The following is a 15036-nucleotide window of genomic DNA, read 5'->3' as shown; positions in this document are numbered from 1 at the left end:
GTGAACACGGTGCAGACCGAAAAGAACCAGCAGGAAAAGGTAGTCGACTACCTGAAGAAGGTCACCGCCGATCTGCGGCGGGCCCGCCAGCGGGTCCAGGAACTGGAGACCCGCGGCGAAGAGCCCCTCGCCATCGTCGGCATGGCCTGCCGCTACCCGGGCGGCGTGAGCTCGCCCGCCGACCTGTGGCGGCTCGTCAGCGACGGCACGGACGCCATCAGCTCCTTCCCCACCGGGCGCGGCTGGGACGAGGACCTGTACGACCCGGACCCCGACCGCATCGGCAAGAGCTACACCCGCGAGGGCGGCTTCCTGCACGACGCCGACAAGTTCGACGCGGGCTTCTTCGGGATCTCCCCGCGCGAGGCCCTCGGCATGGACCCGCAGCAGCGCCTGCTGCTGGAGACGACCTGGGAGACGTTCGAGCAGGCCGGCATCGACCCGGCGTCGGTCCGCGGCACGGACATCGGCGTCTACGCCGGAGTCATGTACTACGACTACGCGCCGCCGGTCCGTGACATCCCGCAGGACCTCGAAGGCATCCTGATGACGGGCAACGCCGGCAGCGTCATCTCCGGCCGCCTCGCCTACTCCTTCGGCCTGACCGGCCCCACGGTCACCGTCGACACGGCGTGCTCCTCGTCGCTGGTGGCCCTGCACCTCGCCGGCCAGGCCCTGCGCAACCGGGAGTGCTCGATGGCGCTCGCGGGCGGCGTGGCCGTCATGCACACGCCGAGCACGTTCGTGGAGTTCAGCCGCCAGCGCGGCCTCGCGGCCGACGGCCGTTCGAAGTCCTTCTCGGCGGACGCGGACGGCGTCGGCTGGGGCGAAGGCGTCGGCATGCTCCTCATCGAGCGCCTCTCGGACGCGGTGCGCAACGGGCACGAGGTCCTCGCGGTCGTGCGGGGTACCGCGGTCAACCAGGACGGCGCGTCCAACGGCCTGACCGCCCCGAACGGGCCCTCGCAGCGCCGCGTCATCCGCCAGGCCCTGGAGAACGCCCGCCTGTCGCCCGCCGACGTGGACGCGGTCGAGGCCCACGGCACGGGCACCCGGCTGGGCGACCCGATCGAGGCCGACGCACTGCTGGCCACGTACGGGCGCCAGCGGCACGGCCAGGAGCCCCTGTGGCTCGGCTCGCTGAAGTCCAACATCGGGCACACGCAGGCCGCGGCCGGTGTCGGCGGCGTCATCAAGATGGTCGAGGCCATGCGCCACGGCGTCCTCCCGAAGTCCCTGCACGCGGCGGAGCCCTCGCCCGAGGTCGACTGGTCGGCCGGCCAGGTGGAACTCCTCGCGGAGGCGCGGGACTGGCCGGAGACGGGCCGCCCGCGGCGCGCGGCGGTGTCCTCGTTCGGCGTGAGCGGCACGAACGCGCACGTGGTGCTGGAGCAGGCCCCGGTCGCCGAGGAGCCGGAAGCCGACGGGGGAGCGGCCCCCGCGGTCACGCCGTGGCCGGTGTCGGGCCGCACGGCCGGTGCGCTGAAGGACCAGCTGGAGCGGCTGCGGGAGTTCGCGGCCGGCTCCGACGCCCGGCCGGCGGACATTGGCTGGTCCCTGGCCGCCGGACGCGCGGTGTTCGACCACCGGGCGGTTGTGGTGGGCGACGAACTGGTGGAGGGCGTCGCCGGGTCGGGTCGACTCGGTGTCCTGTTCACGGGTCAGGGTGCTCAGCGGGCCGGTATGGGGCGTGAGCTGTATGAGGCGTTCCCGGCGTTCGCGAGCGCTTTCGACGAGGTGCTGTCGCACCTGGACGGCTCTCTCCGGGACGTGATCTTCTCGGGTGAGGGTCTGAACGACACGGGCAACACGCAGCCGGCTCTGTTCGCCCTTGAGGTGGCGCTCTACCGTCTGGTCGAGTCGTGGGGTGTGAAGCCGGAGGTCGTGGCCGGTCACTCCATCGGTGAGATCGCTGCCGCCCACGTCTCCGGGGTCCTGTCTCTCGAAGACGCTGCCGCTCTTGTCTCTGCGCGTGGTCGTCTGATGCAGGCGCTGCCTGCGGGTGGCGCGATGGTTGCCGTCCAGGCTTCGGAGGAGCAGGTTCTTCCGCTGCTCGCCGGCCGGGAGAAGACCGTCGGCATCGCCGCCGTGAATGGACCGACGTCCGTGGTCCTGGCGGGTGTTGAGGCCGACGTTCTGGAGATCGCCGGTTCGCTGGGCGTGAAGTTCAAGCAGCTGACGGTCAGCCACGCGTTCCACTCGCCGCTCATGGAGCCGATGCTCGACGACTTCCGCAAGGTCGTCGCCGGGCTGACGTTCAACGCCCCGCAGATCCCGATCGTCTCCACCGTCACCGGCCGCCCGGCCACCGCGGAGGAGCTGACCTCGGTCGACTACTGGGTCAACCACGTCCGCCGCCCGGTCCGCTTCGCCGACGCCATCGAGGCCATCGAGGCCCGCGGTATCGAGTCCGTCCTCGAACTCGGCCCCGACGCGGTCCTCTCCGCCATGGCCGCGGAGGTCGAAGGCCTCACGGCCTCGCCCGCCCTCCGCAAGGGCCGCCCGGAGCCCGAGCAGCTCGTCGCCACCCTCGGCAGGCTGTTCACCCAGGGCGTCCCGGTCGACTGGACCTCGTACTACGAAGGCTCCGGCGCCCGTCGCGTCGACCTCCCGACCTACGCCTTCCAGCACGAGCGCTACTGGCTCATCACCGAGCCCGGCTGGTCCAACGCGCCCGCCTTCGGCCACCCGCTGCTCCGCTCGGCCGTGCAACTCGCCGACGGGGAGGGCCTGGTCCTCACCGGCCAGGTCTCCCGCACCGCCCACGCCTGGCTCGCCGACCACACCGTGCTCGGCACCGCGACCCTGTCCGGCGCGGCCCTCGCCGAGCTCGCCGTCCAGGCCGGCGACGGCGTCGGCAGCGGCACCGTCGAGCGGCTCACCCTGTCCGCCCCGCTGGTCCTGCCCGAACAGGGCACCGTCCAGATCCAGTTGATCGTCGCCGCCCCGGACGCCTCCGGCCGCCGCGAGCTGGGGATCTTCTCCCGGCCCGACGGCGAGGACCAGCCCTGGACCCAGCACGCCGACGGCCTCCTCGCCGCGACCGGCGGCTCCGCCCCGGCACCCGTCACCACCTGGCCGCCGGCCGGGGCCACGGAGATCGACGTCGAGGACGCCTACGGGCGACTCGCGGCGCGCGGCCACGGCTACGGGCCCGCCTTCCAGGGCCTGCGCCGCGCATGGACCTCGGACGGCGAGCTGTTCGCCGAGGTCGACCTCGCCGACGAGCAGCACGCGGAGGCAGGGGAGTTCGCCCTGCACCCCGCCCTGCTCGACGCGGCCCTGCACGCCGCCGTCCTCACCGGCACCGCCGACCCGCAGGGCGGCGACGCCGACACGGCGATCACCCCGCTGGCCTGGTCCGGGATCAGCGTCCAGGCCACGGGCGCGACCGCGCTCCGGGTCCGGATCACCCCGGCCGGCGACGGAACCCTGACCCTGGGCGCCGTCGACGCCGAGGGCGCCCCCGTCGCCTCCGTCAAGGCCCTGACCTGGCAGGCCGTACGGCCCGAGGAGCTGCGCACCACCACCGCGGGCGGCCCGGACGGGCTCTTCCAGCTGGACTGGCTGCCCGTCACCGACGCCCGCACCGTCGAGCCGGTCGAGGCCCCGGTCCTGCGCTCCGCCCGCGACCTGGCGGACCTCGCCGCCGCCCCCGCCGTGGCGGTGGCCGCCCTGGAAGCGGCCGGCGACGTCCGCACGGCCACGCGCGACGCCCTGGAGCTGATCCAGGGCTGGCTGGCCGACGAGCGGTTCACGGACTCCCGGCTCGTCGTCCTGACCGGCGGCGCCGTCGCCACCGACGACCGCTCCCGGCCCGCCGACCCGGCCGCGGCCGCCGTCTGGGGCCTGCTCCGGTCCGCGCAGAGCGAGAACCCGGGCCGCATCACCCTCGTGGACAGCGACCAGGACGCGACCCCGGCAGCGGCCGCTGCCGCCGCCGGTGCCGCCGTCGCGACGGACGAGCCGCAGCTCGCGCTCCGCGGGGGCATCGCCCACGCCCCGCGCCTGGTCCGGACCCGCACCGACGCCGCCCCGAACCCGGCCGGGGCCTTCGGCGGCCCCGAGGGCACCGTTCTCGTCACCGGCGGAACCGGCGCCCTCGGCGGCCTCCTCGCCCGCCACCTCGTGACCGCCCACGGCGTGCGGCACCTGCTGCTGACCAGCCGCCGCGGCCTCGCCGCACCCGGCGCGCAGGAGCTGGCCGACGACCTGGCCGCTCTCGGCGCGGACGTCACCGTCGCCGCCTGCGACGCCGCCGACCGCGAGGCACTCGCCGCCCTGCTCGCCGCCGTCCCGGAGGGGCAGCCGCTCACCGCGGTCGTCCACACCGCCGGTGTCACGGACGACGGTGTCGTGGCGTCCCTCGACGCCGAGCGGTTCGACCGCGTCCTGCGCCCCAAGGCCGACGCGGCCCGCAACCTCGACGAACTGACGCGCGGCCTCGACCTGTCCGCGTTCGTCCTCTACTCCTCCGTCTCCGGTGTGCTCGGCGGCGCCGGGCAGGCCAACTACGCCGCGGCCAACGCCTACCTCGACGCCCTCGCCGAGCAGCGCCGGGCCGCCGGACTGCCCGCGCTCTCCCTCGCCTGGGGCGCCTGGGGCGGCGCCGGCGGCATGGCCGGCGAGCTGGGCGAGGCGGACCTCACCCGCCTGCGCCGCACCGGCATCGTTCCCCTCACCCCCGAGCACGGCCTGGCCCTCCTCGACGCCGCCGTGCAGCACGGGAACCGCACCGGCCGCGCGGTCCTCGTACCGGCGCCGCTCGACACCGCCGTCCTCGGCCGCCAGACGGACACGCTGCACCCCGTCCTGCGGGCCCTGGTGCCGGCCGCGAACCGGCGCAGCGCGTCGAACGGCTCCGGCGAGCAGGGGCAGTCCCTCTCCCAGCGCCTGGCCGCGCTGCCCGCCGGGGAGCAGATCGGTGAACTCACCGCGCTGGTCCGGACCCAGGTCGCCCGGGTCCTCGGCCACAACGGCCCGGAGAGCATCGACCCGGAACGCGCCTTCAAGGAGCTCGGCTTCGACTCGCTGACCTCCATCGACCTCCGCAACCGGCTCAACGGAGCGACCGGCCTGCGCCTGCCGGCCGCCCTCGTCTTCGACCACCCGACGCCGGAAGCCGTCGCCGGCTTCCTCCGCGCCGAACTGCTCCCGCAGCTCGGCGGCGCCGCCCACGACACCGAGGACCCGCAGGAGCGGGAGCTGCGCGAGCTGCTCACCACGATCCCGATCGACCGCGTCCGCCGGGCGGGCCTGCTCGACCTGTTGCTCGGTCTCGCCGACTCCGACTCCGACGCGGCGGCCGGCAGCGGCGCTGCTGCGGCGGAAGGCGCGGCGGGCACCGGCGACGCCATCGACACCATCGGCGCCATCGACGACATGGACGCGGAAAGCCTGCTGCTGCTGGCGGGTGGCGGCCCGGCCGCCTGACGACACCCCGCCCCTACGCACCAGAGAGAGCGTCATGACCAACCTGAACGAACAACTCGTCACCGCGCTGCGGTCCTCACTCAAGGACGTGGAGCGACTCAAGCAGCAGAACCAGCAGCTGATGGCGGCCGGCCGCGAACCCATCGCCATCGTCGGCATGGCCTGCCGCTTCCCCGGCGGCGTCGGCTCTCCCGAGGACCTGTGGCGCCTCGTCTCCGACGGCGTCGACGCGGTCGGCCCCTTCCCCGACGGCCGCGGCTGGCCCGAGGACCTGTACGACCCGGACCCCGCCAACTCCGGTACGACGTATGCCAACGAGGGCGGCTTCCTCTACGACGCCGACCGCTTCGACCCGGGCTTCTTCCGGATCTCCCCGCGTGAGGCGCTCGCCATGGACCCCCAGCAGCGGCTGCTGCTGGAGGTCGCCTGGGAGACCATCGAGCGGGCCGGCATCGCCCCCGACAGCCTGCGGGGCAGCAAGACCGGCGTGTTCGTCGGCGGCAACGGCCAGGACTACCCCCTGCTGCTGACCGACCCGCCGAAGGAGATCGAGGGCCTGCTCATCACGGGCAACGCGGCCAGCGTCGCCTCCGGCCGGATCTCGTACACGCTGGGCCTGACCGGCCCGGCCGTCACCCTCGACACGGCCTGCTCCTCCTCCCTCGTGGCCCTGCACCTCGCCGTGCAGGCGCTGCGCGCCGGCGACTGCTCCCTGGCGCTCGCCGCCGGTGTCACGATCATGTCCACCCCCTCCGGCTACATCGAGTTCAGCCGCCAGCGCGGGCTGGCCCCGGACAGCCGGTCCAAGGCGTTCTCGGCGGACGCGGACGGCGTCGGCTGGGGCGAGGGCGTCGGCATGCTGCTCGTCGAGCGCCTCTCGGACGCGGTGCGCAACGGGCACGAGGTCCTCGCGGTCGTGCGGGGTACCGCGGTCAACCAGGACGGCGCGTCCAACGGCCTGACCGCCCCGAACGGGCCCTCGCAGCGCCGCGTCATCCGCCAGGCCCTGGAGAACGCCCGCCTGACGGCGGCGGACGTGGACGCGGTCGAGGCCCACGGCACGGGCACCTCCCTCGGCGACCCCATCGAGGCGGACGCGCTCCTCGCCACCTACGGCCAGGAGCGGCCCGAGGGCCGGCCGCTGTGGCTCGGCTCGGTCAAGTCGAACATCGGGCACACGCAGGCGGCCGCCGGCGTCGCGGGCATCATCAAGATGGTCGAGGCCATGCGGCACGGCGCCCTGCCCCGCACCCTCCACGTCACGGAGCCTACGCCGGAGGTGGACTGGTCGGCGGGCGGCGTGGAACTGCTGACCGAGGCCCGGGACTGGCCCGAGACCGGCCGCCCGCGGCGCGCCGGAGTCTCCGCCTTCGGGATCAGCGGGACGAACGCGCACGTGGTGCTGGAGCAGGCCCCGGCGGTCGAGGAGACCGTGGCGGAGGGCGTCGCCCCGGCTGTGACGCCGTTCGTGGTCAGCGGCCGTACGGCTCGTGCGCTGAAGGGGCAGATCGAGCGGCTGCGGGAGTTCGCGGCCGGTTCGGACGCCCGCCCGGTCGACATCGGTGCCTCGCTGGTGGCGTCCCGGTCGCTCTTCGACCACCGGGCCGTGATCGTCGGCGACGAGGTCGTCGAGGGTGTGGCCGGGTCGGGTCGTGTGGGCGTGATGTTCACGGGTCAGGGTGCTCAGCGGGCCGGTATGGGCCGTGAGCTGTATGAGGCCTTCCCGGCGTTCGCCACGGCCCTCGACGAGGTGCTGTCGCGCCTGGACGGCTCTCTCCGGGACGTGGTCTTCTCTGGTGAGGGTCTGGACGAGACGGGGAACACGCAGCCTGCTCTGTTCGCTCTTGAGGTTGCGCTGTTCCGTCTGGTCGAGTCGTGGGGTGTGAAGCCGGAGGTTCTGGCCGGTCACTCCATCGGTGAGATCGCCGCCGCGCACGTGGCGGGTGTCCTGTCCCTTGAGGACGCTGCCGCGCTTGTCTCTGCGCGTGGTCGTCTGATGCAGGCGCTGCCCGCCGGTGGCGCGATGGTCGCGGTCCAGGCGTCCGAGGAGCAGGTTCTTCCGCTGCTCGCCGGCCGGGAGAAGACCGTCGGTATCGCTGCGGTCAACGGCCCGAAGTCCGTGGTTCTGGCGGGTGTTGAGGCGGACGTTCTGGAGATCGCCGGTTCGCTGGGTGTGAAGTTCAAGCAGCTCACCGTCAGCCACGCCTTCCACTCGCCGCTCATGGAGCCGATGCTGGAGGACTTCCGTAAGGTCGTCGCCGGGCTGACGTTCAACGCCCCGCAGATCCCGATCGTTTCCACCGTGACCGGCCAGGAAGCCACGGCGGAGGAGCTGACCTCGGTCGACTACTGGGTTAACCATGTCCGCCGCCCCGTCCGTTTCGCCGACGCGGTCGCCACCATCGAGGCCCGGGGCGTCGAGTCCCTCCTCGAACTCGGCCCCGACGGCGTCCTGACCGCCCTCGCCGCCGACGTCGCTGAGATCCCGGGGGTCGCGGCTCTCCGCAAGGGCCGGCCGGAGCCGGAGCAGCTCATCGCCGCCCTCGGCGGGCTGTTCACCAGGGGTGTCCCGGTCGACTGGTCCTCGTACTACGAAAACTCCGGTGCCCGCCGCGTCGAGCTGCCGACCTACGCCTTCCAGCACGAGAGGTACTGGCCCGACGGCGCCTCCCTCGCCCGGTCCGCCCAGGCAGGGACCGGTCACACGACGGCGGCGCTCACGCCCGCCGCCCCCGAAGGCCCGCTCGATGTGCCCGCGTTGGTCCGCGCGCAGGTGGCCGCGGTGCTCGGGCACCCCGATCCGGACGCCATCGACGACCGGCAGTCGTTCACCGACATGGGGATCAACTCCATCGCCGTCGTCGAACTGCGCTCCCGGATCCGGTCCGCCTCCGGCATCGCGCTGAACGCCGCCGACGTCTTCGACCACCCCACGGTCGCCGCGCTCACCGCGCACCTCGGCGCCACCCTCCCCGCCGCTCCCGAGGCCCCCGCCGCCCCGGCCGGTGACGGGCTGGTGGAGCGGTTCCGCCAGGCGTGCCTGGCGGGCCGCGGTCCCGACGGCATCCGGTTCCTCGCCGCCGCCTCCCGGCTGGCGGCCGAGGAGCCCGCGGGCGACGCCGTGCGCCGGCCGGTCCGCTTCTCCCCGGCCGACGACGGCCAAGTCGGCGCAGTCGGCGCAGCCGGCGCGGACGGCGGCCCCGTACTGATCTGCCTGCCCTCCTTCGTGGCCCCGGCCAGCCCCCTCCAGTACACCCGGCTCGCCGCCGCCCTCGGCGACGGCTACACCGTCCGCGCGCTGTCCCTGCCCGGCTACGAGCCCGGCGAGCGGCTGCCCGCCACCCTCGACGAGGCGGTGCGCGACCAGGTGGCGGCGGTGCGGGAAGCCGCCGGCGGCCGGCCGTTCGTCCTGGTCGGGTACTCCTCCGGCGGCTGGATCGCCCACGCCGTCTCGGAGGCCCTCGACGCCGACGGCGGACAGCGCGCCGAAGGCATCGTCCTCCTCGACACGTACCTGCCGGGCGACGCCGAGACGGCCGAGCTCCAGACCTCGCTGTTCCAGCAGCTGGCCGCCCGGCCCGAGCTCGTCGCGATGGTGGACGACACCAAGCTGATGGCGATGGGCCGCTGGTTGTCGCTGTTCGAACACTGGGCGCCCGCGGTGGCCGCCACCGTGCCCACGCTGGTCGTGCGGGCCGCCGACTTCCTGCTGGAGCCCGGCGCCACCCCCTTCGGCAGCGCGCGCGCCGGATGGCCGCTGCCGCACACCGAGGTGGCCACGGCCGGCGACCACCTCACCGTCATCGAGGAATTCGCGGAACCGACGGCGAAGGCCGTCGACCACTGGCTGGCCGGGCTCGTATGAGCACGGCACTCGGAAAGGACCTTCCCTTGTCCATCGGAACGACCATCGAAGCAGGCGGAGTCGACCTGCTCAGCTGGAGCTTCGTGCAGGACCCCTACGCCACGTACGAGAAGCTCCGCGAGGAGGGCGGCGTCCGCCGCCACGTGGTCAAGACCCTCGCCACCGAACTCCACGCGTGGGTGGTGACCGACTACGAGAACGGCCGTGCGCTGCTCGCCGATCCGCGCCTGTCCAAGGACGCGGTGAACCTGCCGGCCGTGGTGACGGCCCAGTCGGTGGACCCCGACTTCCGGGCCACCGAGCAGCCGCGCAGCATGCTGTTCAGCGACCCGCCCGAGCACACCCGGCTGCGCAAGCTCATCGGCAAGGCGTTCACCATGCGCCGGGTCCAGAAGATGCGGCCGTGGATCGAGCAGACCACCGACGCCCTGCTGGAACGGATCGTCCCCGGCCGGGAGTTCGACCTCGTCGACGACATCGCCCTCGCGCTGCCGATCTACGTCATCGGCAACCTGCTCGGCGTTCCCGAGGAGCGGTTCGAGGACTTCAAGACGTGGAGCGGCGCCCTCGCGAGCGTCGACATCTCCGCGGAGGAGAAGCAGAAGGCCCTCGGTCAGGCCTTCGCCTACCTGGGGCAGCTCGTCGCCGAGAAGCGCGCCAACCCCGGCGAGGACATGGTCTCCGCGCTGATCGAGGCCGACGACGACGGCGTGAAGCTCACCGACACCGAACTCATGTCGACGATCTTCCTGGTGATGAACGCCGGCTACGAGACCACCGCCAACATGATCAGCAGCGGTGTGCTCGCGCTCCTCGACCACCCCGACCAGCAGGACCAGCTGCGCGCCGACCCCTCGCTGATCCCGGGCGCGGTAGAGGAGTTCCTCCGCTACGAGAGCCCCCTGAACCTTTCGACGATCCGCTACACCACGAGCCCCGTCGAGGTCGGCGACGTCACCATCCCCGAGGGCGAGATCGTCTTCATCGCGCTGATGTCGGCGAACCGCGATCCGCAGAAGTACGCGGACCCCAACCGGCTGGACGTGACCAGGCCTTCGGCCCATTCCCACCTGTCCTTCGGGCACGGCGTGCACCACTGCCTCGGCGCCCCGCTCGCCCGCCTCGAAGGCGAAATCATCTTCACCAAGCTTCTGGAGCGTTTCCCGGACTGGCGGCTGACCGTCGAACCGGCCGCTCTCGAATGGCGCTACACCGCGCAGTTCCGCGGCCTGGAAAAGCTTCCGGTCCGCATGGCCTGACCGGCCGGTCAATCCCCGGTCAATCGCCGATCAATCCCCGAACCATCCGTCACACAACGAAAGGCAACACCGTCATGGGCAAGGGCAAGGACATCGTCAACCGTTTCTTCGAGGCCGGCCTGCGGGACGACATCGAAGCCGCCGCCGACTGCTTCACCGAGGACGGCCGCTGGATCATGGCCGAAGGCGCCGAGCCGGGCACCACCTACACCCGTGAGGAGATCCCGGCCTTCCTCGACAAGATCATCGGTCTGCGCAAGGAATACGAGGCCAAGGGGATCACGCTGGAATACGGCGAGCTCCTGGAGGTCGAGGACCGCGTGATCCTCGAATTCACCGTCAACTCCCCGGACGGCAAGGTCCTCGACCGTGCCGTCGACCTCTTCACCATCCGCGACGGGAAGATCGCCGTGAAGGACGTCTTCCGCAAGGCGTAGCGGAACCAGTCACAGGAACAACCGGGAAGACGCAAGGGAAGAAACACACTCATGACCGACGATCTCTGGATACGGAACTTCCACCCGGCCCCCGAGGCCCCGACGCGCCTCGTGTGCCTCCCGCACGCCGGCGGTTCGGCCAGCTTCTACTTCCCGGTGTCCCGGGCCCTGTCGCCGGACATCGAGGTGCTGGCCGTCCAGTACCCCGGCCGGCAGGACCGTCGGTCCGAGCCGGTCATCACCGAAGTCGGCGTCCTCGCCGACCACGTGGTGGAACAACTGGCCCTGGCCGGGGACGACGACCGCCCGCTGGCCCTGTTCGGGCACAGCATGGGCGCACTGGTCGCCTTCGAGGTGGCGCGCAGGCTCCAGGCCCGCGGCACCGCCCCGTCGGCGCTCGTCGTCTCCGGCCGCCGCGCCCCGCACCTGCAGCGCGAGGCCAACGTCCACAAGCGGTCCGACGACGGCCTGGTCGCCGAGCTGAAGGCGCTCAGCGGCACCGACGCCGACCTGCTGGGCGACGAGGAGATCCTGCGGATGATCCTCCCGGCCATCCGCGGCGACTACCAGGCGGTCGAGACCTACCGCATCACCCCCGGGCCCGCCCTCACCTGCCCGGTCCTGGCCCTCGTCGGGGACAGCGACCCCCGCGTCGACGTCGAAGGCGTCGGCGGCTGGGAGGAGCACACCGAAACGGAATTCGAGCTGAAGGTACTGCCGGGCGGGCACTTCTACCTCGTCCACGAGCAGGAGGCCGTCCTCTCCGCGATCCGCAAGCGCGTCACCACGCGCCCGGTCGCGGTCTGACGGGAATCCGCCATGCCGAACAGCGCACGGAGGGCGGGCGGTTCGCTCCTCGCCATCAGCGACCTGCACATCCACTACGAAGAGAACCGGCGGATCCTCGACGAGCTGAGGCCGGAGACGGAGGACGACTGGCTGCTCGTCGCCGGTGACGTCGGCGAGATCGCCTCCGAGATCGAAGAGGCCCTGCGCCTGCTCGCCGGCCGGTTCGCGAAGGTCGTCTGGGCGCCGGGCAACCACGAACTGTGGACACCGCGCGAGGACCCCCTCCAGCTCCGCGGCGAGCAGCGCTACCGGCACCTCGTGGAGATGTGCCGCTCCCTGGGCGTGGTCACGCCCGAGGACCCGTACCCGGTGTGGGAGGGCGAGGGCGGCCCGGTCACGGTCGCCCCGCTCTTCCTCCTGTACGACTACACCTTCCGCCCGCCGGGCACGGCCTCCAAGGAGGCCGCGCTCCGGGTGGCGGAGGAGGCCGGGGTGGTCTGCACGGACGAGTTCCTGCTCCACCCCGACCCCTACCCGAGCCGCGAAGCCTGGTGCCGGGCCCGGCTCGCCGTCACGGAGGCCCGGCTCGCCGCGCTCCCGGCCGGCACCCGGACCGTGCTGGTCAACCACTACCCGCTGGTCCGCGAGCCCATGGACGTGCTCTGGCACCCCGAATTCGCCCTGTGGTGCGGTACCGAGGCGACCGCCGACTGGCACCTGCGGTTCCACGCCGCGGCGATGGTCTACGGCCACCTGCACATCCGCCGCACCATCCACCGCGACGGGGTCCCCTTCGAGGAGGTCTCGCTGGGCTACCCGCGCGAGTGGAGCAGGCGCCCCGCCGGACCGGGCGGCCTCGTGAGGATCCTGCCCGGCCGCGGAGACACCCGAGGACGACAGGGGGAACCCGCGTGATCGAAGAACTGCTGCCCGCCACGGCCTTCGCCGAAGAGACCTTCGGGGACCTGCCGGAATCCGTGCTGTACCCGCAGGAGAAGGCCCTGGTGGCCGACAGCACCGACGAACGCAGGAGGGAGTTCGCGACGGTACGGGGCAACGCCCGCGCGGCGCTGGCCCGGCTCGGCATCCCGCCCGCACCCATCCTCCCCGGCACGCGCGGCGCGCCCGGCTGGCCCGAGGGCATCGTCGGCAGCATGACCCACTGCGCCGGCTACCGGGCCGCGGCCGTGGCCCGCGCCACCGACCTCGCGGCGATCAGCGTGGACGCCGAGCCGAACCTGCCGATCGCCAACCCGGGGACGCGCGCGCTGGTCACCATCCCCGAGGAACGGCTCTGGCTGAACCGGCTGGGCCCGCTCCGCCCCGACGTGCACTGGGACCGCCTGGTCTTCAGCGCCAAGGAGAGCGTCTACAAGGCCTGGTACCCGATCACCGGCCGGTGGCTGGACTTCGACGAGGTGATGATCACCGTCGACGCGGAGGCCGGTACCTTCCACGCCCGCCTGCTGGTGCCGGGCCCGACCGTGGACGGCACCCGTCTCACGTCGTTCAACGGCACCTGGATGGCCCGCCGCGGGCTCCTGATCACCGCGATCGCCCTGCCGCGCGCCGCCCGGCCGGCGTCCGCTTCCGCCGAGGCGTCCCGGCAGACCGCACACCGATGACTTCCACCGCAGTACACACGAGGAGTACCTGTCATGACCATCACCGATGAGACGGCCACCCGCGGGGTGAACACCCGCGGGCGCGTGGCCGAGCTGCACGCGCTGCGTGAGCAGGCGCGGCGTGGCCCCAGTGACCGCGCGACCGAGACCCAGCACGCCAAGGGCAAGCTGACTGCCCGTGAGCGCATCGCGCTGCTCCTGGACGAGGGTTCGTTCAAGGAGGTCGAGCAGCTGCGCCGGCACCGGGCGTCGGGGTTCGGCCTGGAGGCGAAGAAGCCCTACACCGATGGTGTGATCACCGGGTGGGGGACGGTCGAGGGCCGCACGGTCTTCGTGTACGCGCACGACTTCCGGATCTTCGGCGGCGCTCTGGGCGAGGCCCACGCCACGAAGATCCACAAGATCATGGACATGGCGATCGCGGCCGGTGCGCCGCTGGTGTCGCTGAACGACGGTGCGGGTGCCCGTATCCAGGAGGGCGTCTCCGCCCTCGCGGGTTACGGCGGCATCTTCCAGCGCAACACGAAGGCCTCGGGTGTGATCCCGCAGATCAGCGTGATGCTGGGCCCGTGCGCGGGCGGCGCCGCCTACTCCCCGGCGCTGACGGACTTCGTGTTCATGGTCCGCGACACCTCGCAGATGTTCATCACCGGCCCGGACGTGGTCCGCGCGGTGACGGGTGAGGAGATCACCCAGAACGGTCTGGGCGGCGCGGACGTGCACGCGGAGACCTCGGGTGTGGCGCACTTCGCGTATGACGACGAGGAGACGTGCATCTCCGAGGTCCGCTACCTGATCTCGATGCTGCCCTCCAACAACCGGGAGAACCCGCCCGTCCACGAGTCCTCCGACCCGGCCGACCGCCGCAGCGAGGTGCTGCTGGACCTGGTGCCCGCGGACGGCAACCGCCCCTACGACATGCTCAAGGTCATCGAGGAACTCGTCGACGACGGCGACGTCCTGGAGATCCACGAGCGCTGGGCCCGCAACATCATCTGCGCGCTGGCCCGTCTGGACGGGCAGGTCGTGGGCATCGTCGCCAACCAGCCCGGCCACCTCGCCGGCGTCCTGGACATCGAGGCCTCCGAGAAGGCCGCCCGCTTCGTCCAGATGTGCGACGCGTTCAACATCCCGATCATCACCCTGCTGGACGTGCCCGGCTTCCTGCCGGGCGTCGACCAGGAACACGGCGGGATCATCCGCCACGGCGCCAAGCTCCTGTACGCGTACTGCAACGCGACCGTGCCGCGGATCTCGCTGATCCTGCGCAAGGCCTACGGCGGCGCCTACATCGTCATGGACTCCCAGTCCATCGGCGCCGACATCACCTACGCCTGGCCCACCAACGAGATCGCGGTGATGGGCGCCGAGGGCGCCGCCAACGTCATCTTCCGCAAGCAGATCGCGGACGCCGAGGACCCCGAGGCCATGCGCACCCGCATGGTCAAGGAGTACAAGGCCGAGCTGATGCACCCCTACTACGCGGCCGAACGCGGCCTCGTCGACGACGTCATCGACCCCGCCGAGACCCGCGAGACCCTCGTCGCCGCGCTCTCGATGCTCCGCAACAAGCACGCCGACCTGCCCTCCCGCAAGCACGGCAACCCGCCGCAGTAAGGAGACCCGCC

7 protein-coding genes and 1 pseudogene are annotated in these 15036 nt (G+C 72.4%); all 8 read left to right on the top strand.

What is annotated here, in order from left to right; all coding sequences use genetic code 11:
• Window positions 1-63: 63 nt before the first annotated feature.
• A pseudogene (locus tag ACFTXQ_RS05250) lies at window positions 64-5433 on the top strand (SDR family NAD(P)-dependent oxidoreductase); the annotation flags it as partial.
• A gap of 34 nt (window positions 5434-5467) precedes the next feature.
• The gene (locus ACFTXQ_RS05245) at window positions 5468-9298 is read left to right on the top strand and encodes a type I polyketide synthase (protein WP_382636032.1); all 3831 of its coding nucleotides are present in this window, start codon (window positions 5468-5470) and stop codon (window positions 9296-9298) included.
• 26 nt (window positions 9299-9324) lie between these two features.
• Window positions 9325-10557, top strand: a complete 1233-nt coding sequence (locus tag ACFTXQ_RS05240; protein WP_382636031.1) for a cytochrome P450 — start codon at window positions 9325-9327, stop codon at window positions 10555-10557.
• A 74-nt stretch (window positions 10558-10631) separates the two neighbouring features.
• Window positions 10632-10994: a nuclear transport factor 2 family protein gene (locus ACFTXQ_RS05235; RefSeq protein ID WP_382636029.1), complete on the top strand. Its 363-nt coding sequence runs from the start codon at window positions 10632-10634 to the stop codon at window positions 10992-10994.
• Window positions 10995-11045: 51 nt separating this feature from the next.
• Window positions 11046-11801, top strand: a complete 756-nt coding sequence (locus tag ACFTXQ_RS05230) for a thioesterase II family protein (RefSeq protein WP_382636028.1) — start codon at window positions 11046-11048, stop codon at window positions 11799-11801.
• A 12-nt stretch (window positions 11802-11813) separates the two neighbouring features.
• Window positions 11814-12698 carry a metallophosphoesterase family protein gene (locus ACFTXQ_RS05225; protein WP_382636026.1) on the top strand — a complete coding sequence of 295 codons (885 nt, stop codon included), beginning with the start codon at window positions 11814-11816 and terminating at the stop codon, window positions 12696-12698.
• Entirely contained in the window at window positions 12695-13408 is a 714-nt protein-coding gene (locus tag ACFTXQ_RS05220; RefSeq protein WP_382636024.1) for a 4'-phosphopantetheinyl transferase, read from the top strand. The genes ACFTXQ_RS05225 and ACFTXQ_RS05220 overlap by 4 nt, the downstream gene beginning before the upstream one ends.
• A gap of 33 nt (window positions 13409-13441) precedes the next feature.
• Entirely contained in the window at window positions 13442-15025 is a 1584-nt protein-coding gene (locus ACFTXQ_RS05215; RefSeq protein WP_382636022.1) for an acyl-CoA carboxylase subunit beta, read from the top strand.
• The last annotated feature ends 11 nt before the right edge of the window (window positions 15026-15036 follow it).

It is taken from the genome of Streptomyces sp. NPDC057010 (assembly GCF_042673805.1).
GTDB lineage: Bacteria > Actinomycetota > Actinomycetes > Streptomycetales > Streptomycetaceae > Streptomyces.
The sequence above is the reverse complement of the archived record's forward strand: the minus strand, read 5'-3'. Positions and strand labels throughout refer to the sequence as shown.

Bases quoted from the DNA above. Each gene is read 5' to 3' on its own strand.
- ACFTXQ_RS05225 (WP_382636026.1), top strand. From the start codon at position 11,814: ATGCCGAACAGCGCACGGAGGGCGGGCGGTTCGCTCCTCGCCATCAGC.
- ACFTXQ_RS05235 (WP_382636029.1), top strand. From the start codon at position 10,632: ATGGGCAAGGGCAAGGACATCGTCAACCGTTTCTTCGAGGCCGGCCTG.
- ACFTXQ_RS05245 (WP_382636032.1), top strand. From the start codon at position 5,468: ATGACCAACCTGAACGAACAACTCGTCACCGCGCTGCGGTCCTCACTC.
- ACFTXQ_RS05215 (WP_382636022.1), top strand. From the start codon at position 13,442: ATGACCATCACCGATGAGACGGCCACCCGCGGGGTGAACACCCGCGGG.
- ACFTXQ_RS05230 (WP_382636028.1), top strand. From the start codon at position 11,046: ATGACCGACGATCTCTGGATACGGAACTTCCACCCGGCCCCCGAGGCC.